Below are 18692 nucleotides of genomic sequence, written 5' to 3' on the forward strand. Positions count from 1 at the left end.
CGTCGGCAGCGGCTGTTCACCTTTACCAGCCGGAAAAGCATGGATGATTTCATGCTCACTCAGCTGGCGAGTTTCAATTTCAATCATTGTCGATCCTGTGCTGATGAATGATTCATAATGTTGAGAGCTGGATTACGGTTTCACGATATTTTCATTCGAAATCTACGTCCCAGATAACACTTCGGGAACATTCCCCCAAAACTAAATTCGCAGACAACTACACTATGGCTATCAGGAAAAGAGACAGGTTTATGCGCAGGCTTACGGCTTTATTGCTGGTCTCACTGCTCAGCGGATGTTCCATATTGCAGGGTACGCCAGAACCGGCGCCGCCGGTTACCAATCATCCTCAGGAAATTCGTCGTAATCAGACGGAAGGATTACAACGCCTGGGTACCGTATCCGCGATGGTTCGTGGTTCCCCGGATGATGCAGAAGACGCAATTGAAGCACAGGCCGTTGCCGCAAAAGCAGATTATTACGTCATCACGATGATTGATGAAACCATTATTACGGGACAGTGGTACGCGCAGGGAATTTTGTACCGTAAGTAAGCATCATCATTTGAACGACCTTTACACTGCTTTGCGTCCGTAGACATTTTCCTGTCCACAATAAACTCCATGCCAGCAACAATGGAAATGAGTTTATTCGCGAAGGATTGCCCGGCGGATACCGGAGACACGTGAAAAGGAGCTGACGATGAAACGAACCCTTGCTTTAACGACGCTATTGCTTTCAGCGGGCCTGCTGAGCACCACGGCGCAGTCGGCCGAATTTGCCAGCGCGGATTGCGTCACGGGCCTGAATGAGATTGGTCAGATCTCCGTCAATAATATCACGGGGAGTCCGCAAGACGTTGAACGTGTCGTCGCCCTGAAGGCCGATGAACAGGGCGCATCCTGGTATCGCATCGTCCAGATGCAGGAAGATCACCATGTTAATCACTGGCGCGTGCAGGCCATTCTTTATGCCTAATCCCTTCCGATAAAAGCCACTTAATTTTAGTGGCTTTTCACTTTTGCAAATTTTTTATCTCTCGCTAAACCCAATAAAAACAAATATGTAACATTCAGTTACATTAAACAGATAAACGTTCTCTCCGCTCTGCCGTTGAACAGCCATCACTTTTCAATAATGAGCAATTTATGATCACCTTTTTCCGCCGGGCAGGACTGGGCACGAAGCTATCGCTGCTTACAGGTGCAAGTGTCGCCACGCTTTTTTTGCTGTTCACTTTCCTGTTGAGCCACAACGCCAGCCAGCAGCTTGAAGATCTTGCGGTTGAAGACCTGCATAACCAGTCCACCGGCATGGTGGATATGGTAGAGATGTTCAACACCAGCCTGAGCGAAGAGGTTGAAAGCTATACCCGTCTGTTCACCACCTTTTTACCACAGCCGCTGAACAGCGACAGCAGCCAGAGCCGGACCATAAACGGGCTTACCGTTCCTCTGCTGAAAGGCGGCGAAACGGAGTTGCATGAAAACAATACGCTTTCTGATGACTTCCTGAGCCGAACGGGCGCCATCTCGACGCTGTTTGTCCGCAGCGGTAACGATTTTATCCGCGTGGCCACGTCGCTGCGCAAAGAGAATGGCGACCGCGCCATCGGAACCGTTCTTGATACCACCAGCCCGGCATTTGCGGCTGTCACCAAAGGGGAGGTCTATCGTGGCCTCGCGCTGCTGTTCGGCAAGCGCTATATCACGCAGTACCAGCCTGTTAAAAATGCGGAAGGCCAGGTTATCGGGATTATCTTTGTCGGCGTGGACATCACCCATTCGTGGAACGTCATGCGCGAGAAAATCCTTAACCGTCGTCTGGGCGAGAGCGGCCACTTCTTTGTACTGGATCGCAGCAGCGGCAAAACGCGCGGACAGTATCTGTTCCATGCCAGCGAAGAGGGCAAACTGCCCAACTGGGACACGGCGACACAGCAGCAGCTTCTGAGTGATAAAGCCGGCACGCTGGAGCGCGTGAGCGCAGATGGCCGTACGCTCAAAGTTGCCTACACGCCGCTGCCGGGCTGGAACTGGACCATCGTGGGTGAAGTGGATAAAGCCGTACTGCTTTCAAGCGTCACCACGCTGCGCGATCGCTTCCTGATGGCGGGCGTGGTGCTATCCGCGCTCTTCGCGGGCCTGTTCGTTATCCTCATTCGCCGGATGCTAACCCGCCCACTGCGCGCAGTGATCGCGCTTGCCCGGCAGTATGCCGCAGGCGATCTGCGCGCCAGCCTGCCGGTAACCCGCCAGGATGAGGTCGGCCAGCTGATTGATGCCATCAACGGGATCGGGGGCGGCCTGCAAAAAATTGTGTTGCAGGTCCGCGAGGCCGCAAGCGAAATCCATCTGGGGACTAACGCGCTGGCTTCAGACACCGGCGAGATCTCTGAACAGATCAACAAACAGGCCAGCAGCGTTGAGGAGACCTCCGCCAGCATGGAGCAATTAGCCGCCACCGTGCAGCAAAATGCCGCCAACATGGAGCAAACTCAGCAGCTGGTGGGGGAAACCTCACGCGCAGTGCATCAGGGTGGAGAGACGGTGACCCACGCAGTCTCCACCATGGATGATATTCGTGATGCATCGAAACGCATTGAAGACATCACCCGCGTGATTGAGTCCATCGCTTTCCAGACCAATATTCTGGCGCTCAATGCGGCGGTTGAAGCGGCGCGGGCGGGCGAGCACGGGAAAGGTTTCGCAGTGGTGGCGCAAGAGGTGCGCGCCCTGGCCGCACGCAGCGCCAACGCGGTAAAAGAGATTGAACAGCTAATTGGCGACACGCTGAACAAGGTGAGCGAAGGCCATGCGCTATCTGAGCAGACGCGTCTGGCGATGGATGCCATCATTATTCATATCGATAACATCAGCCAGCTTGTCACCGAGATCAACCACGCCTCCCGCGAGCAGTCTGCGGGGATTGGTCAGGTGAATCTGGCGATGACGCACATCGGTGAGGCATCGCACATCAATGCCGATCGCATCTCGCGCAGCGAGCAGACGGCACAGACGCTGCGCGAGAAGGGTTCACACCTCACCCGGCTGGTGAGCCTGTTCCAGCTGAAGGCTTAACCGACCCGGCCGGTGGCGCGCAGCAGCAGGTCGGTTTGCACCTGTTCGCTCATCAGCGTGCCGCCCCGGGTATCCAGCATCATGCGGCACCACGCCTGCGCCACGGGCGGCGATGCGTGCCGCAGCATCTGGCTTCCGGCCCCGAGTAAAAAGAGCTGCCGCGCGATCTCCCTGCCCTGCGCTTCCTGCGGTTTACGCAGCTTCTGCTGTAGCTGCCGCCAGCTGCGATCGAAGTGCCTGTCCTGACCTTTGACCTGCGCGAAATCATCGGCGAGCAGGTCGAGAATGCCCGACTGCTTCGCCAGCACGCGCAGTACATCCAGGCACATAATATTGCCAGAGCCTTCCCAGATGCTGTTGACGGGCATTTCACGGTACAACCGCGGAAGTTCACTCTCTTCGCAATAGCCTGCACCGCCCAGCACCTCCATTGCCTCTGCCACAAACGGTATGCCCGCTTTGCAGACGCTGTATTTTGCCGCCGGAGTGAAAAGCCGCGCCCATGCGGCCTCCTGCGGGTCGGTGCGGTTGTCCCACGCCCGGGCGAGTCGGAACAGCAGTGCCGTGTGTCCCTCCAGCACCAGCGCCATACGGCTTAGCACGTCGCGCATTAACGGCTGGTCGATCAGATTTTTGCCGAAGGTCTGCCGCTGATGGGCATGATAAAGCGCCACCGAGAGCGCACGGCGCATCAGTCCGTGGCTGCCAAGCGCGCAGTCAAAGCGCGTCAGCCCGCCCATCTTCAGAATTTGCCGGACACCTTCACCCTCTTCGCCCAGCAGCCAGCCGTAAGCATCCAGGAACTCAGCCTCACTGCTGGCATTTGAACGGTTACCGAGCTTGTCCTTCAGACGCTCAAGGCGCACAGCATTACGTTGCCCGTCGGGTAAAAAACGCGGAACAAAAAAGCAGGAAAGCCCGCCCTTCGCCTGCGCCAGCACCAGATGCGCATCGCTCTGCGGCACGGAGAAAAACCATTTGTGCCCCACCAGCCGGTAACTGCCATCACTGCATTTCTCTGCTTTGGTGGTATTACTGAGTACGTCCGAACCGCCCTGCTTTTCCGTCATCCCCATGCCGATCAGCAGGCCGCGCTTTTGCGCCCCCGGTGCGAGATGGGGATCGTAGCGATCGCTCATCAGCGGCGTTAACCAGTTGTCAAACGGTTTGGGTAGCGACTGTAGCAACAGCGGCGTGGCCGCAAAGGTCATGGTCACCGGGCATAGCGTTCCCGCCTCCACCTGAGCATGCAGCACAAAACGCGCGGCTCTGGCGACGAACGATCCTTTCCGCGCCTCCTCCTCCCACGCCAGGTTGTGCACCCGGTTGGCGCAAAGCCCCTGCATCAGAAGATGCCATGCCGGATGAAAGCGGACGTCATCCAGCCTCGCTCCCGTGGCGTCATAACGCAGCAGCTCCGGCGGATTAACGTTCGCCAGCCTGCCCAGCTCCAGCGACTCCGCCGTACCCAACTGCTGTCCGATGCTGGCAAGAAGATCCACATCCCACTCAGCCCCTTCGCGCGCTACCGCATCGCGCAGGGCGCAATCAGAGAGAAAAAGGTTGCTGTTCGATAGCGGTGCAGGTTGATTAAAAACGGTATGTGTCTGCCAGTGCATGCTGTCTCCCTCCTTTCATTGGCAATAAAGGTAAGTATGGACAGAGGGCATGCACGCTGCATGGGAGGGGGGTCACACGATGACGATCGTGTTGATATCATTCGTGAAATAGCTCACAGAACATAAGAATAAACTATTTCATTACTTCACTAATGCTGAATAATTTATTCTTACCCCGTTTTTGTGAGGATCGTTATGCAACAGGATGCGCACAAGCGTGCATTAATTGCAGGCTCCATCGGTAATTTCATCGAGTGGTATGAATTTGCGGTCTACGGTTTTCTGGCAACGGTGATTGCCAGAAACTTCTTCCAGCTTGAGGGGGAAGCGGAGCTCACCAGCCTGATCCTCACCTGGGCCTCGTTCGCCATCGCTTTCTTCTTCCGTCCGCTGGGTGCGGTGGTCTTTGGCCGCATTGGCGACAGGATTGGCCGCAAACCGACGCTGATTATAGTGCTGGTATTGATGACGCTCGCTACCGCTGCCATCGGTATTGTGCCGGTCTACGCCAGTATCGGGATTGCCGCGCCGCTGATCGTTACGCTCCTGCGTATTCTGCAAGGACTGTTCGCGGGCGGTGAGTATGGCGGTGCGGTCTCATTGATGACGGAGTTCGCCCCGCGCGGCAAGCGCGGTCTTTACGGGGCATGGCAGTCCTTTACCGTGGCGCTCGGGCTGTTAGCGGGCGCAGGCATTGTCGCGTTGCTCTCTGCCCTTCTCTCCCCTGAAGCCTTGCACGACTGGGGCTGGCGCATTCCGTTCTTCCTGGCGTTGCCGATGGGTGCGGTCGCGCTATGGCTGCGGGTGAGCATGGAAGAGACGCCGAGCTTTGTACAGCAACGGGAAAAACCGGTTGTTACTCAGGCCAGCACCGCCGCCACGTTCAAAACCATCCTGATGGGCATTGGCCGCGTGATGGTCTGGTCTGCGGCGGGTTATACCTATCTGGTGATTATGCCGACCTATCTGCAATCTGCGCTGCACACCGGTTTTAACCAGGCGTTACTGATTGCGGTGATTTCTAACATTGGGTTTGCGCTCACGATCATTCCGTCGGGCATGCTGAGCGACAGGATCGGGCGGCGCACGGTGATGATTATCGCCACCGTGCTCCTGCTGATCCTCGCCCTGCCGCTGCTGAAAATTTTGCAGGCGGAATCCAGTACGCTGGCAGTCAAAGCGATTGTGGTGCTGATTGCGGGGGGTCTGGTTGGGATGCTGGCAGGGCCGGGGCCGGCAATGCTGTCTGAGATGTTCCCGACGCGCGTGCGTTATACCGGGCTGGGGCTGGCCTATTCTCTGTCGAATGCGATCTTCTCGGGCTGTGCGGGGCTGATCATTACCGGGCTGATTAAAGAGACGGGCAATCTGGATATTCCGGCGTACTACGTGATGGCAACGGCGGTGGTGAGTATTTTCGCGCTGATGACGCTGAGAAAGGATGACCATTTACGGTCGTTAGAGGAGTGAGATTGTTGCCCGGTGGCGCTACGCTTACCGGGCCTACGGTACCATGCTTTTGTAGGCCGGGTAAGGCGAAGCCGCCACCCGGCACAACAGGCTACCCGCGCTGACGCACCGCTTCAAACAGGCAGATACCCGTCGCAACAGAAACGTTCAGGGACGATACGCTGCCCGCCATCGGGATGCTGATCAGCTCATCGCAGTGCTCGCGCGTCAGACGACGCATACCTTCGCCTTCCGCTCCCATCACCAGCGCCATACGGCCGGTCATTTTGCTCTGGTACAGGGTGTGATCCGCTTCACCGGCTGTTCCTACGATCCAGATATTTTCTTCCTGCAACAGACGCATGGTGCGCGCCAGGTTAGTCACGCGGATTAACGGGACGTTTTCCGCCGCGCCGCAGGCGACTTTTTTAGCGGTAGCGTTAAGCTGCGCGGAGCGATCTTTTGGCACAATCACCGCATGCACGCCTGCTGCATCGGCGCTACGCAGGCACGCGCCCAGGTTATGTGGGTCGGTTACGCCATCGAGGATCAGGAAGAACGGGTTCTCCAGCCCGGCGATCAGATCCGGCAGATCGTTCTCCTGATACTGACGGCCTGGCTTCACGCGCGCGATAATGCCCTGGTGTACAGCACCTTCGCTTTTTTCATCCAGATACTGGCGGTTCGCCAGCTGGATCACTACGCCCTGCGCTTCCAGCGCGTGGATCAGCGGCATCAGACGTTTGTCTTCACGCCCTTTCAGAATAAAAACTTCCTGAAAACGCTCCGGCGCGCGCTCCAGCAGGGCCTGCACCGCGTGGATGCCGTAAATCATTTCACTCATTGATGGTTCTCGTAATAAATATTTTCCCTCTCCCGTTGGGGAGAGGGTCAGGGTGAGGGGAAATTACTCCGCCTGCTGTTTCTTCGCCGCGCGCTTCGCTTTGGTCGCGGCCGCTATTTTTTGGGTCTTGGTCGACGGTTTTTTCGCTTTACGAGCGTCTTTTTTCGCCGCCTTGGGCTTCTGTTTCTTCTCGCCACGAAAAGCGCTGTCTGGCTCAAAGTTTACTCTTTTACCTGCCTGACGTCGCTTACCGCCCGCTTTACCGTTGCCGCCTTTTTTCGCTTTCTCACGCTCGGTTTTCCCGACGTTACGCGGAGCACGCTCGCTGGAGATGAGGCTAAAGTCGATTTTACGGTCGTCCATATTCACGGCTTCAACCTTCACTTCCACCCGATCGCCCAGACGGTAGGTCTGACCGCCGGATTCGCCGATCAGACGTTGTCCGACCTGGTCGAAGCGGTAGTAATCGTTATCGAGGCTGGAAACGTGCACCAGACCGTCGATAAACAGCTCATCCAGACGCACGAAGAAGCCAAAGCCAGTGACGCTGGCAATCACGCCTTTAAAGACATTACCCACCTGATCCAGCATAAAGTCACACTTCAGCCAGTCCGCCACGTCGCGCGTCGCTTCATCCGCACGACGCTCGGTCATGGAACAGTGCTGGCCCAGTTGCAGCATCTCTTCCATGGAGTAGTGATACCCTCCGGTTTCGGTCGTGTTGCCTTTATGACCCTGCTCGTGCGCCAGCAGATACTTGATCGCACGGTGCAGGGACAGATCCGGATAACGGCGGATCGGCGAGGTAAAGTGCGCGTACGACTGTAACGCCAGACCAAAGTGGCCCCGGTTTTCCGGATCGTAAATCGCCTGCTTCATGGAGCGCAGCAGCATGGTTTGCAGCATTTCCGCGTCAGGACGATCGCTGATGGATTCCAGCAGCTCGGCGTAATCGCGTGGCTCAGGCTTATTACCGCCAGGCAGCTCCAGGCCGAGTTCAGCCAGCACGGAGCGGAACGAGGTTACGGCTTCCGTGGTTGGCTTGTCGTGAATACGGAACAGCGCAGGCTCTTTGGCTTTCTCAACGAAACGTGCCGCCGAGATGTTCGCCAGGATCATACACTCTTCAATCAGCTTGTGCGCATCGTTACGCTGAGTCTGTTCGATACGCTCGATACGACGCTCAGCGTTAAAGATAAACTTCGCCTCTTCACTCTCAAACGAGATCCCACCGCGCTCTTCGCGCGCCTGATCCAGCGTTTTGTAGAGGTTGTGCAGCTCTTCGATGTGTTTGACCAGCGGCGCGTACTGTTCGCGAAGATCCTGATCGCCCTGCAACATATGCCAGACCTTGGTATAGGTCAGGCGCGCATGAGAACTCATCACCGCTTCGTAGAACTTATAGCCCGTCAGACGTCCCTTGCTGGAGATGGTCATTTCGCAGACCATACACAGGCGGTCCACCTGCGGGTTGAGGGAACACAGGCCGTTGGAGAGCACTTCTGGCAGCATCGGTACAACCTGCGACGGGAAGTAGACCGACGTACCGCGGCTGCGCGCTTCGTTATCCAGCGGCGTGTGCGGACGCACGTAATAGCTCACATCCGCGATAGCCACCCACAGACGCCAGCCGCCACCGCGTTTTTTCTCGCAATATACGGCATCATCGAAGTCACGGGCGTCTTCACCATCAATGGTGACCAGCGGCAGATCGCGCAGATCCACGCGGCCTGCTTTGGACTCTTCCGGCACTTCTTCACGCAGGTTTTCAATCTGATCTTCAACCGCTTTCGGCCAGACAGACGGAATTTCATGGGTACGCAGCGCCATATCGACGGCCATGCCGGTGCCCATGTTATCGCCCAGCACTTCGACGATTTTACCCACCGCTTTGGTGCGACGGGTTGGGCGCTGGGTGAGTTCCACCACCACCACAAAGCCCATGCGTGCGCCCATCACCTCTTCAGGCGGGATGAGAATGTCGAAGCTCAGACGGCTGTCATCCGGCACCACAAAGCCTACGCCCGCATCGGTAAAGTAACGGCCTACAATCTGGCTGGTTTTCGGCACCAGCACGCGGACCACGCGCGCTTCGCGGCGGCCTTTACGGTCTGCACCCAGCGGCTGCGCCAGGATCTGGTCGCCGTGAATACACATCTTCATCTGTTCGGATGAGAGGTACAGGTCGTCTTTACGGCCTTCCACGCGCAGGAAGCCGAAGCCATCGCGATGACCAATAACGGTGCCTTTCAGCAGGTCGAGGCGTTCTGGCAGCGCGTAGCACTGGCGACGAGTAAAGACAAGTTGCCCGTCACGTTCCATGGCGCGCAGGCGGCGGCGAAGGGCTTCAATTTGCTCTTCACCTTCAATGTTCAGTTCAACGGCAAGTTCTTCACGATTGGCGGGTTTTTCGCGTTTTGTTAAGTGTTCAATGATGAACTCGCGGCTGGGGATAGGATTCGCGTATTTTTCGGCTTCGCGTTCCTGGAAAGGATCTTGTGACATGTCGGTTCCTCCGTTGTCAGCTCCGGTGGAAATTTTCTTCATTCCACCAGCAATAATTTATAAAGCGGTTGATTCTCTTCAACCAAATCGGCCAGCGTGTAGTTATCCAGTTCCTTGAGAAAACTTTGCACGGCCTTTGAAAGCGCCTGTTTCAGGCGGCAAGCGGGCGTAATGTGGCAGAACGCGCTGCTACAGTTCACCAGAGAGAGCGGCTCCAGTTCACGTACCACATCGCCAATACGGATACTCTGCGCCGGTTTACCGAGACGGATCCCTCCATTCTTCCCGCGGACGGCAGCAACGTATCCGGCACGACTAAGTTGATTGATTATTTTGACCATATGATTACGGGACACACCGTACACCTCTGTGACTTCAGAGATGCTGGTCATCTTCCCATCGGGTAACGACGCCATGTAAATCAGCGCGCGTAAGCCGTAATCGGTGAAACTTGTTAACTGCACATCAACCTCAGGAAAAAGGGAAAACGCGGTCAAACCGCAGAGATATTCATTAATGATGATAAACCAGCCAGATAGTTAGCGGCTAATTTATTTGACAGACGGGGCGAAAAAGCGGAGATCCAGGAGCGGTCGCCGGATGGCGCTGCGCTTATCCGGCCTACGGGTTTCCCCGCAGGCCAGCAGTCACGAAGATTATGCGTCGAACGGGTCGCGCAGGATCATCGTTTCAGTACGATCCGGGCCGGTAGAAATAATATCGATCGGCACTTCGGTCAGTTCTTCAATGCGCTTGATGTAGTCCAGCGCGGCTTTTGGCAGGCCACTACGCTCTTTCACACCAAATGTGGTCTCAGACCAGCCCGGCATAGTTTCGTAGATTGGCTCAATGCCTTCCCAGTCGTCAGCAGCCAGCGGAGTGGTGGTCACCTCGCGGCCATCAGGCATACGGTAGCCTACGCAGATTTTTACTTCTTTCAGGCCGTCCAGTACGTCCAGCTTGGTCAGGCAGAAGCCAGACAGGGAGTTGATCTGCACTGCGCGACGTACGGCAACGGCGTCCAGCCAGCCGGTACGACGACGACGACCGGTGGTCGCGCCAAACTCGTTACCCTGCTTGCAGAGGAACTCGCCGGTCTCATCAAACAGTTCGGTCGGGAATGGACCTGCACCCACGCGAGTGGAGTACGCTTTGATGATGCCCAGAACGTAATCGACATAACGCGGGCCCAGACCGGAGCCGGTTGCCACGCCACCCGCGGTGGTGTTAGAGGACGTTACGTACGGATAGGTACCGTGGTCGATGTCCAGCAGCGTACCCTGCGCACCTTCAAACATGACGAAATCGCCACGCTTGCGCGCCTGGTCCAGCAGATCGGACACATCAACAACCATACCGGTCAGAATATCAGCAATCGCCATGACGTCATCCAGCACTTTCTGGTAGTCAACGGCTTCGGCTTTGTAGAAGTTCACCAGCTGGAAGTTGTGATATTCCATCACTTCTTTCAGTTTTTCAGCGAAGGTCGCTTTGTCGAAGAGGTCACCCACGCGCAGACCGCGACGAGCCACTTTATCTTCGTAAGCGGGGCCGATACCACGACCGGTGGTGCCGATCGCTTTCGCGCCACGCGCTTTTTCACGCGCCACGTCCAGCGCCACATGATAATCCAGGATCAGCGGGCAGGCTTCGGAGAGCAGCAGACGCTCACGAACAGGGATACCACGGTCTTCCAGACCTTTCATCTCTTTCATCAGCGCAGCGGGAGACAGCACAACGCCGTTACCGATGATGCTGGTGACGTTTTCGCGAAGAATGCCTGATGGAATAAGATGGAGGACGGTTTTTTCACCGTTGATTACGAGAGTATGGCCCGCGTTGTGACCGCCCTGGTAGCGTACAACATATTTGGCCCGTTCAGTCAGAAGATCAACAATCTTCCCTTTACCTTCGTCACCCCATTGGGTGCCCAGTACGACGACGTTGTTACCCATTTTTTCAAAATCACCGTTTGCTTAAAAATGGATTCTACCATCGCTTTTTCAGATATACAGCACTTTTTGACCCTAAAATATGCCAATTGCGGTTAGTTTTTGATCAGCCAATCGTTTTCCTCAACATGTAGTAGATAACGATACCGGCAACCACAAGACCACCGCCAAAACGACGTAAAATATTGTCCGGGAGTTGGCTCATTGTCGCGATCATCCGGCGCCATGCGCGCGGATAGAGCATCGGGCCGAGGCCTTCCAGCACCAAAACCAGGGCCAGTGCGAGCCAGATCGTGGAGTTCATTTTTCATCCTTATAAAAGAAAACCACCGCTCCGTGAAGAGCGGTGGTTTGAATACTCAAACGAGCCTGAGTTTATCGCGTTGCGTTGGTCGGCGTCTTCATATAACGGAAGAAATCGCTGTCCGGGCTGAGCACCATCACATCCTGGTTGCTCTTGAAGCTATTCTCGTAAGCACGAAGGCTACGGATGAAGGCGTAGAAGTCTGGATCCTGGCTGAATGCATCAGCAAACAGTTTAGCCGCTTCGGCATCACCTTCACCGCGCAGGATACGACCCTGGCGCTCAGATTCCGCCAGCGTCTTGGTGACTTCATAGTCCGCTGCCGCGCGCAGTTTTTCCGCTTCTTCCTGACCCTGTGAACGGTGACGACGGGCTACCGCTTCACGCTCGGCGCGCATACGGTTGTAGATCGCCTCGGACACTTCCGCTGGCAGGTTGATCTGTTTGATGCGCACATCAACCACTTCGATGCCCAGCGCCGCCATACTGTTCGGGTTGATCACCGGCACTTTACCGTTGGTTTCAGCCTGAACACGTTCAGCCGCTTTGGCAATCGCATCGTCTGCCGCCGGGGTTTCAACTTCATCCTCGGTGCCCGCAGAGCCGGAGTTCAGCGCATCACGCACTTCCAGCGTCAGACGACCACGGGAGTCGGTCACAATGTCTTTCACATCCAGACGACCAATTTCAGAACGCAGACGGTCAGAGAACTTACGTTTCAGCAGCACTTCTGCCTGAGAAACGTCGCCACCCCCGGTTGCCAGGAAGTAGCGGCTGAAATCGCTGATGCGCCATTTGATATAGGAATCAACGATCAGGTCTTTCTTCTCTTTAGTCACGAAACGATCGGCCTGGTTATCCATGGTCTGGATACGCGCATCGAGCGTTTTCACTGACTGAATGAACGGGATCTTGAAGTGCAGACCCGGCTCATAAATCACCGGACGCTTGTCGCCGTCACGCACGACGCTGCTGAACTGGAACTTGATCCCACGCTCGCCCTCTTTCACCACAAAGATGGAGGTGTAGAGCACGACCAGTACGATGATGATGATCGCAATAACTGACTTACGCATCCTTATTCCCCCTGACGCTGGTAGTCGTTACGCTGCGCGTTAGCACGGCGTTGGTCCATAATGTCACCATCGTTCGAAGAAGGCGTTGTGTTCGCGCTGGCGCTGCCAGACGAGGCCGGTGGCAGACGCAGCAGGTTGTTCGCACCGCTGTTGTCTTTTGCTGCCGGTGCAGAACCGCCTTTCAGCATCTGATCCAGCGGCAGGACCATCAGGTTTCCGCCTTTGTTGTCGTTAACCAGCACTTTACGCGTATGGCTCAGCACTTTTTCCATGGTCTCGATATAGAGACGCTCACGGGTAATTTCCGGCGCGGCTTTATATTCCGGCAGGATCTTCGCAAAGCGAGCCACTTCACCCTGTGCTTCCAGGATGGTCTGGGTCTTATACGCACGCGCTTCTTCCAGAATACGCTGCGCCTGACCGTTTGCACGCGGCTGAACTTCGTTGGTGTACGCTTCCGCTTCACGGATGTACTGCTGTTCGTTTTCACGCGCGGCAATCGCATCGTCAAACGCGGCTTTCACCTCTTCCGGCGGACGTGCAGCCTGGAAGTTGACGTCCAGCAGGGTGATACCCATGTTGTACGGACGAATGGTCTCTTCCAGCTCACGCTGGGTATCGCTACGAATAACGGTACGACCTTCGGTCAGGATACGGTCCATGGTGTATTTGCCGATCACGCCACGCAGGGCACTGTCGGTCGCCTGACGCAGGCTGTCATCGGCGCTGGTCACGCTAAACAGATAACGTTCCGGATCGGTCACGCGGTACTGTACGTTCATCTCAACGCGCACCACGTTCTCGTCAGAGGTCAACATCACGCCAGAGGCGGCCAGTTCACGGACGGACTCCACGTTAACCGCGGTCACGTCATCAATGAAGGTCGGCTTCCAGTTCAGGCCCGGTTCAACCAGATGGCTGAACTTACCGAAACGGGTGACCACGCCGCGTTCTGCTTCTTTAATGGTGTAGAACCCGCTGGCTGCCCAGATGATTACCACCGCAGCGGCGACAATGCCCACCACGCGGCCACCCATTGGCGGGCGCGGACTCTGAGTGGAATTGCCACCCGAGCCAGAACCTTTTCCTCCGCCAAGGCCACCAAGCTTTTTGCTCAGTTTGCGGAAGATATCATCCAGATCCGGCGGCCCCTGCTCGCGACCACCTTTGTTGCCATTTCCCCCAGAGTTGCCGCCTTGATTATTGCTGCTTCCCCACGGGTCGCGGTCTTGTCCGTTATTACCGGGCTGATTCCACGCCATGTATATGCTCCATATTTGTTATGCAAGGGCGAATTTTTCAGGCTTCCCCTTTCTGATCAGACGATATAGTCCGCCAGCGCAGGTTCTTGTTTACAGAGGCGACGCCAGTCAACGATCGGCATACGCACCTGCATCCCCACGCTGCCGTCATCCTCCATCCACTCTTTTTCTATCGCCTGAAGCTGATAAAACCGGCTGCGCAGCCTGCCTTCCTGTGGCGGCAGTCGCAGCGTGTGCTGAGCTACCTCACCGGAAAGACGTTCTGTCAAAGCCTGGAAAAGCAGTGGCACACCAATCCCGGCCTGAGCAGACAGCCAGACCCGAATCGGTTTGTTCTCTTCGTCTCGGTCAATACGCGGTTCGAAATCGTCCAGCATATCGATCTTGTTCATCACCAACAGGGTTGGAATTTCGTGGGCGTCGATCTCTTCGAGCACCACGTTCACCGCGTCGATGTTCTCCTGCACGCGTACGTCAGCCGCATCAATCACATGCAGCAGCAGGGTCGCCTGACGCGTCTCCTGCAACGTCGCTTTAAACGCCGCGACCAGATCGTGCGGCAGATGGCGGATAAACCCTACGGTATCCGCCAGCACCGTTTCACCCACGTCTGCGACGTCAATACGGCGCAGGGTTGGGTCCAGGGTCGCAAACAGCTGGTCTGCGGCATACACCTGGGCCTCGGTTATCTGGTTAAACAGGGTGGATTTACCGGCGTTGGTATAACCCACCAGCGACACCGTTGGGATATCGGCTTTCGTTCGCGCCCGACGCCCCTGTTCGCGCTGTTTCTCTACACGTTCCAGACGTGAAAGGATCTGGGTTATACGCCCACGCAGCAAACGGCGGTCGGTTTCGAGCTGGGTTTCACCCGGGCCACGCAAACCAATCCCGCCTTTTTGTCTTTCAAGGTGTGTCCAGCCACGCACCAGACGCGTCGCCAGATGGCGCAACTGCGCCAGCTCAACCTGCAACTTACCCTCGTGGGTACGCGCACGCTGAGCAAAAATATCTAAGATCAACCCCGTGCGATCGATTACACGGCATTCGCAGAGAGCTTCCAGGTTACGTTCCTGAGCCGGAGACAGCGCATGATCAAACAGCACAACGGATGCGCCGGTTGCTTTTACGGCATCCGCAATTTCAACTGCTTTACCTTCACCAACAAAGTACTTCGGGTGCGGCGCTTTACGGCTACCGGTAATCACCTGCATTGCTTCGACACCGGCGGAAGAGACCAGAGATTCAAACTCCTGGAGGTCTTCCATATCTTTGTCTTGCGAAAAATAGATGTGTACCAGCACCGCCTGCTCACCGGCGTCATAACGGTCAAACAAGCGTAAACCTCTCTAAAAAGATCAGCGGGGAACGCAGGATCCCTGGCTCCCCGTGTGGATAACAGCCCAAAACCTTATTCGGTTTCTTCGCTGTCCTGCGCTGGTGTTGAAGAACCCTGCGCGTTGCTGCCGTGATGGTAGTTACTGCCAGTGCCGCCGCCAGCGTTATTGCTGTGATGAGATACCGGACGGGACGGAACAACAGTAGAAATCGCGTGCTTATAGACCATCTGGCTGACCGTGTTTTTCAACAGGATCACGAACTGATCGAAAGACTCAATCTGACCTTGCAGCTTAATACCATTCACCAAATAAATAGAAACTGGAACACGCTCCCGACGCAATGCGTTCAGGAACGGATCTTGTAAAGATTGCCCCTTAGCCATTCTATCTTTTCCTTATATGCTTGTTTTGTACTTAGAACCTTGCGATTCTGAAAAATTGCGCACGATACGGCTTAATTGTACACATTCAGTCAGCGATATCACCAATAACCTCAATCACTTCGTTTAACGCCTGTTGTGGTTTTTCACTGTCTAACCAGTGAACACCCTCCCAACCGCGTAACCAGGTGATCTGGCGCTTCGCTAACTGTCTCGTGGCGCAAACACCTCGATAAACCATTTCATCGTATGAAATCTCACCTTCAAGATACGACCACATCTGGCGGTATCCCACACAACGAATGGAAGGCATGTCCGTATGCAAATCTCCACGGGCAAAAAGCGCCCGCACTTCTGCTTCAAAATCTGAAGCCAACATCTGATGAAAACGCTGCTCAATTCGTTGATGGAGCAGTTCACGGCTCGCCGGGGCGATGGCGAACTGATGCACCTGATACGGCAGAGCGTCTCCTGACGTTTGCGTCAGTTCCGTTAAAGTTTTACCCGAAATGAAAAAAACTTCCAGTGCCCGGGAAAGCCTTTGCGGATCGTTTGGGTGGATCCGCGCTGCGGCAACCGGGTCAATCTCTTCCAGTTGCCTGTGCAAAGCGTCCCACCCCTGCTCTGCCGCCTGCCGCTCAATCTTCGCTCTCACTTCCGGATCGGCCGATGGCAGAGGCGATAACCCCTCCAGCAGCGCCTTAAAGTAGAGCATCGTGCCGCCAACTAACAGCGGTATGCGTCCCGCGGCGGTAATCTCGGCCATCTCGGCTAAGGCGTCGCGGCGAAAATCTGCCGCGGAGTAAGCCTGTGCCGGGTCGAGAATATCCAGTAAACGGTGCGGTGCCGCACGCAGTTCGTCTGCGTTGGGCTTCGCCGTGCCGATGTCCATCCCTCGGTAGATGAGGGCTGAATCAACGCTAATCAACTCTACTGGCAAAACTTTACGTAACTCAATGGCTAACGCCGTTTTACCGGAGGCCGTTGGCCCCATTAAAAAAATCGCCTTTGGCAGGCTCGCCTTACTTACATCAGTCATGTTTCAGGGCGGTCATCGCCGTTTGTAAATCAACAGGTTGTAACAAGCCACCTGGAGGCGCTTTCACCAGCTGTGGACAGAGGCGCTCCACCTCCGCCAGAACGGTAATCGCCTGCGCCATACTCCACGGTGCATGTTCGCTGGCCAGATGGCGGGCGATCCACTGCGCGGTATCGACGGCATCAAACGTCGTTTGCTGCGCCAGGTAGCCTATCAGTTCAGGAATCAAGTTTTGTAAATTTTGTTGGCGTAAGGGTAAAGGCACTGCGCGAATTGTCACATGCTGCGCGTCCAGTACGATTTCAATCCCCATTTCGGCCAGTTGCGTCTGCACGCGCCGCAAAACCCCTGTTTCTTCAGGGGATATTTTCAGGCGAACGGGGATCAACAGCGGCTGCGCGCAGGCGGCATTCACCCCCGGGGTTAACTGCGCCTGTTTGAGCCAGCGCTCCGCCACGGAAAGCGCCAGCAACAGCAGTTTACCTTCGCGTTCAAGCAACGCCATGTCGGGAGCAATAATGGTCAATACCCGACCAAAACTCTGGCTATGCCCATCCAGAGAGGGGGTTGAAACCGTGATGTGCTCTTTATGCTCCACCGCCGGCGTATCCAGCAGTTTGCGGTACAGCGCCCCCTGCTGTTTGTGGTAGCCCGGCTGAGCGTTGGGATAGTTGGCACCGGTTGGTCGCGGCGCGTTGCCCGCCGGGGATAAACGTGGAGCAGCCGGCTCGCGCGCGACCGCCGGTTCGGCAAAATGGTTACGCCCGGCCGCCACGCGGTTTTCCGGCAGTGGGCGCGGCGCGGGCTCTTCTTTTGCCAGCGGCAACTCTGGCTCTGCCTGCTGCTGCAATACAGCGGCAACGCCCTGGTAGATGAAATCATGCACCAGGCGCGACTGGTGGAAACGCACCTCGTGCTTGGCGGGGTGCACGTTAACGTCAACCTGGTGCGGGTCGATCTCCAGATAAAGCACAAAGGCGGGCTGTTGATCGGCGCCGAGCTTATCTTCGCAGGCCTGTCGAATAGCGTGGTTAATCAGGCGGTCGCGCATCATGCGGCCGTTGACGTAGCAATACTGGATTTCTGCGAACGCGGCGCTGCTGGCGTTCGGATCGGCAACCCAGCCGCGCAGGGCCAGATCGCCATGCTGCCACTCAATGGCCAGCGCTTTTTCCAGAAACGGTGTGCCGCAGATGGCGCCCAACCGACGCTCCTTTTGTCCACCCTCCGCCACCGCGCGGTACTGGCGCATCACCTTACCGTTATGGCTGAGGTTGAGGGTGACATCAAAGCGCGCCAGCGCGATGCGGCGGATGATCTCGTCGATATGTCCGAATTCGGTCTTCTCGGTTCGCATAAACTTGCGCCGGGCGGGCGTGTTATAGAAGAGATCCAGCACTTCAAGCGTGGTGCCTACCGGGTGCGCCGCAGGTTTAACCGTGACGTCCATATCACGCCCTTCGGCGTAGGCCTGCCAGGCTTCCTGCTGGTCGGCCGTGCGGGAGGTCAACGTTAAGCGGGAAACGGAGCTGATACTGGCCAGCGCTTCGCCGCGAAAACCCAGGCTGATAATCGCTTCCAGATCGTCAAGTGAGGCAATTTTACTGGTGGCATGACGCGCTAGCGCCAGCGCCAGCTCGTCCTTTTTGATGCCACAGCCGTTATCACGAATGCGGATAAGCTTTGCGCCCCCGCGTTCGATATCAATATCAATGCGGGTCGCCCCTGCATCGAGGCTGTTTTCCACCAGTTCCTTCACCACCGACGCAGGGCGTTCCACCACCTCACCGGCGGCGATTTGGTTCGCGAGCTGCGGCGGTAGAACCTGAATCGGCATGAACT

The 18692-nt window shown here is 56.2% G+C and carries 16 protein-coding genes and 1 pseudogene; 4 read left to right on the forward strand and 13 right to left on the reverse strand.

What is annotated here, in order from left to right; translation table 11 throughout:
• Nucleotides 1–87, reverse strand: a pseudogene (locus tag IM290_RS21590) (esterase); the annotation flags it as partial.
• 137 nt (nucleotides 88–224) lie between these two features.
• Here IM290_RS21590 and bsmA point away from each other — a divergent pair.
• The 3 genes from bsmA (at nucleotide 225) to IM290_RS07100 (ending at nucleotide 3080) form a co-directional block, all read left to right on the forward strand.
• Complete coding sequence (gene bsmA / locus IM290_RS07090; RefSeq protein WP_193042253.1) at nucleotides 225–554, forward strand: biofilm peroxide resistance protein BsmA; 330 nt, start codon at nucleotides 225–227, stop codon at nucleotides 552–554.
• A 148-nt stretch (nucleotides 555–702) separates the two neighbouring features.
• Nucleotides 703–978, forward strand: a complete 276-nt coding sequence (gene yjfN / locus IM290_RS07095; protein WP_003856009.1) for a DUF1471 family protease activator YjfN — start codon at nucleotides 703–705, stop codon at nucleotides 976–978.
• A gap of 170 nt (nucleotides 979–1148) precedes the next feature.
• On the forward strand, nucleotides 1149–3080 hold the full coding sequence (locus tag IM290_RS07100; protein ID WP_193042252.1) for a methyl-accepting chemotaxis protein: 1932 nt from the start codon (nucleotides 1149–1151) through the stop codon (nucleotides 3078–3080).
• Here the strand turns inward: IM290_RS07100 and IM290_RS07105 are convergent.
• A complete protein-coding gene (locus IM290_RS07105) occupies nucleotides 3077–4699 on the reverse strand; it encodes an isovaleryl-CoA dehydrogenase (RefSeq protein ID WP_040117115.1) in 1623 nt (540 codons plus the stop codon). The two genes, IM290_RS07100 and IM290_RS07105, sit on opposite strands and share 4 nt — an antisense overlap.
• A gap of 195 nt (nucleotides 4700–4894) precedes the next feature.
• Between IM290_RS07105 and IM290_RS07110 the strand changes: the two genes are divergently transcribed.
• Nucleotides 4895–6169 (forward strand): MFS transporter, encoded by a 1275-nt coding sequence (locus tag IM290_RS07110; RefSeq protein ID WP_015572471.1) that lies wholly within the window; start codon nucleotides 4895–4897, stop codon nucleotides 6167–6169.
• A 91-nt stretch (nucleotides 6170–6260) separates the two neighbouring features.
• On the opposite strand, the gene rlmB is transcribed toward IM290_RS07110, so the two are convergent.
• From rlmB to mutL, 11 genes are all read right to left on the reverse strand, one after another.
• Nucleotides 6261–6992, reverse strand: coding sequence for a 23S rRNA (guanosine(2251)-2'-O)-methyltransferase RlmB (gene rlmB / locus IM290_RS07115; protein ID WP_015572470.1), 732 nt, complete (start codon nucleotides 6990–6992; stop codon nucleotides 6261–6263).
• Between the two features lie 63 nt (nucleotides 6993–7055).
• Nucleotides 7056–9497, reverse strand: a complete 2442-nt coding sequence (gene rnr, locus IM290_RS07120; protein WP_193042251.1) for a ribonuclease R — start codon at nucleotides 9495–9497, stop codon at nucleotides 7056–7058.
• A 38-nt stretch (nucleotides 9498–9535) separates the two neighbouring features.
• Nucleotides 9536–9961, reverse strand: a complete 426-nt coding sequence (gene nsrR / locus IM290_RS07125) for a nitric oxide-sensing transcriptional repressor NsrR (RefSeq protein ID WP_003855998.1) — start codon at nucleotides 9959–9961, stop codon at nucleotides 9536–9538.
• A 192-nt stretch (nucleotides 9962–10153) separates the two neighbouring features.
• On the reverse strand, nucleotides 10154–11452 hold the full coding sequence (locus IM290_RS07130; protein ID WP_003855997.1) for an adenylosuccinate synthase: 1299 nt from the start codon (nucleotides 11450–11452) through the stop codon (nucleotides 10154–10156).
• A 103-nt stretch (nucleotides 11453–11555) separates the two neighbouring features.
• The gene (locus IM290_RS07135; RefSeq protein WP_003855996.1) at nucleotides 11556–11753 is read right to left on the reverse strand and encodes a DUF2065 domain-containing protein; all 198 of its coding nucleotides are present in this window, start codon (nucleotides 11751–11753) and stop codon (nucleotides 11556–11558) included.
• 71 nt (nucleotides 11754–11824) lie between these two features.
• Nucleotides 11825–12829 (reverse strand): protease modulator HflC, encoded by a 1005-nt coding sequence (hflC, locus tag IM290_RS07140; protein WP_003855994.1) that lies wholly within the window; start codon nucleotides 12827–12829, stop codon nucleotides 11825–11827.
• Between the two features lie 2 nt (nucleotides 12830–12831).
• A complete protein-coding gene (gene hflK / locus IM290_RS07145; protein ID WP_003855992.1) occupies nucleotides 12832–14091 on the reverse strand; it encodes an FtsH protease activity modulator HflK in 1260 nt (419 codons plus the stop codon).
• A gap of 56 nt (nucleotides 14092–14147) precedes the next feature.
• The gene (gene hflX / locus IM290_RS07150) at nucleotides 14148–15428 is read right to left on the reverse strand and encodes a ribosome rescue GTPase HflX (RefSeq protein ID WP_003855991.1); all 1281 of its coding nucleotides are present in this window, start codon (nucleotides 15426–15428) and stop codon (nucleotides 14148–14150) included.
• Between the two features lie 74 nt (nucleotides 15429–15502).
• Nucleotides 15503–15814 carry an RNA chaperone Hfq gene (gene hfq, locus IM290_RS07155; RefSeq protein ID WP_003855990.1) on the reverse strand — a complete coding sequence of 104 codons (312 nt, stop codon included), beginning with the start codon at nucleotides 15812–15814 and terminating at the stop codon, nucleotides 15503–15505.
• Between the two features lie 85 nt (nucleotides 15815–15899).
• Nucleotides 15900–16850, reverse strand: coding sequence for a tRNA (adenosine(37)-N6)-dimethylallyltransferase MiaA (gene miaA, locus IM290_RS07160; RefSeq protein WP_017383956.1), 951 nt, complete (start codon nucleotides 16848–16850; stop codon nucleotides 15900–15902).
• Nucleotides 16843–18687 carry a DNA mismatch repair endonuclease MutL gene (gene mutL, locus IM290_RS07165; RefSeq protein ID WP_193042250.1) on the reverse strand — a complete coding sequence of 615 codons (1845 nt, stop codon included), beginning with the start codon at nucleotides 18685–18687 and terminating at the stop codon, nucleotides 16843–16845. The genes miaA and mutL overlap by 8 nt, the downstream gene beginning before the upstream one ends.
• Nucleotides 18688–18692 lie beyond the last annotated feature (5 nt).

It is taken from the genome of Enterobacter cloacae complex sp. S1 (genome assembly GCF_014930525.1).
Classification (GTDB): Bacteria; Pseudomonadota; Gammaproteobacteria; order Enterobacterales; family Enterobacteriaceae; genus Enterobacter; species Enterobacter hormaechei_C.

Excerpts from the sequence above, each read along its gene's own strand:
- bsmA (WP_193042253.1), top strand. The coding sequence starts at position 225 with ATGGCTATCAGGAAAAGAGACAGGTTTATGCGCAGGCTTACGGCTTTA.
- yjfN (WP_003856009.1), top strand. The coding sequence starts at position 703 with ATGAAACGAACCCTTGCTTTAACGACGCTATTGCTTTCAGCGGGCCTG.
- IM290_RS07100 (WP_193042252.1), top strand. The coding sequence starts at position 1,149 with ATGATCACCTTTTTCCGCCGGGCAGGACTGGGCACGAAGCTATCGCTG.
- IM290_RS07105 (WP_040117115.1), bottom strand. The coding sequence starts at position 4,699 with ATGCACTGGCAGACACATACCGTTTTTAATCAACCTGCACCGCTATCG.
- IM290_RS07110 (WP_015572471.1), top strand. The coding sequence starts at position 4,895 with ATGCAACAGGATGCGCACAAGCGTGCATTAATTGCAGGCTCCATCGGT.
- rlmB (WP_015572470.1), bottom strand. The coding sequence starts at position 6,992 with ATGAGTGAAATGATTTACGGCATCCACGCGGTGCAGGCCCTGCTGGAG.
- rnr (WP_193042251.1), bottom strand. The coding sequence starts at position 9,497 with ATGTCACAAGATCCTTTCCAGGAACGCGAAGCCGAAAAATACGCGAAT.
- IM290_RS07130 (WP_003855997.1), bottom strand. The coding sequence starts at position 11,452 with ATGGGTAACAACGTCGTCGTACTGGGCACCCAATGGGGTGACGAAGGT.
- IM290_RS07135 (WP_003855996.1), bottom strand. The coding sequence starts at position 11,753 with ATGAACTCCACGATCTGGCTCGCACTGGCCCTGGTTTTGGTGCTGGAA.
- hflC (WP_003855994.1), bottom strand. The coding sequence starts at position 12,829 with ATGCGTAAGTCAGTTATTGCGATCATCATCATCGTACTGGTCGTGCTC.
- hflK (WP_003855992.1), bottom strand. The coding sequence starts at position 14,091 with ATGGCGTGGAATCAGCCCGGTAATAACGGACAAGACCGCGACCCGTGG.
- hfq (WP_003855990.1), bottom strand. The coding sequence starts at position 15,814 with ATGGCTAAGGGGCAATCTTTACAAGATCCGTTCCTGAACGCATTGCGT.
- miaA (WP_017383956.1), bottom strand. The coding sequence starts at position 16,850 with ATGACTGATGTAAGTAAGGCGAGCCTGCCAAAGGCGATTTTTTTAATG.
- mutL (WP_193042250.1), bottom strand. The coding sequence starts at position 18,687 with ATGCCGATTCAGGTTCTACCGCCGCAGCTCGCGAACCAAATCGCCGCC.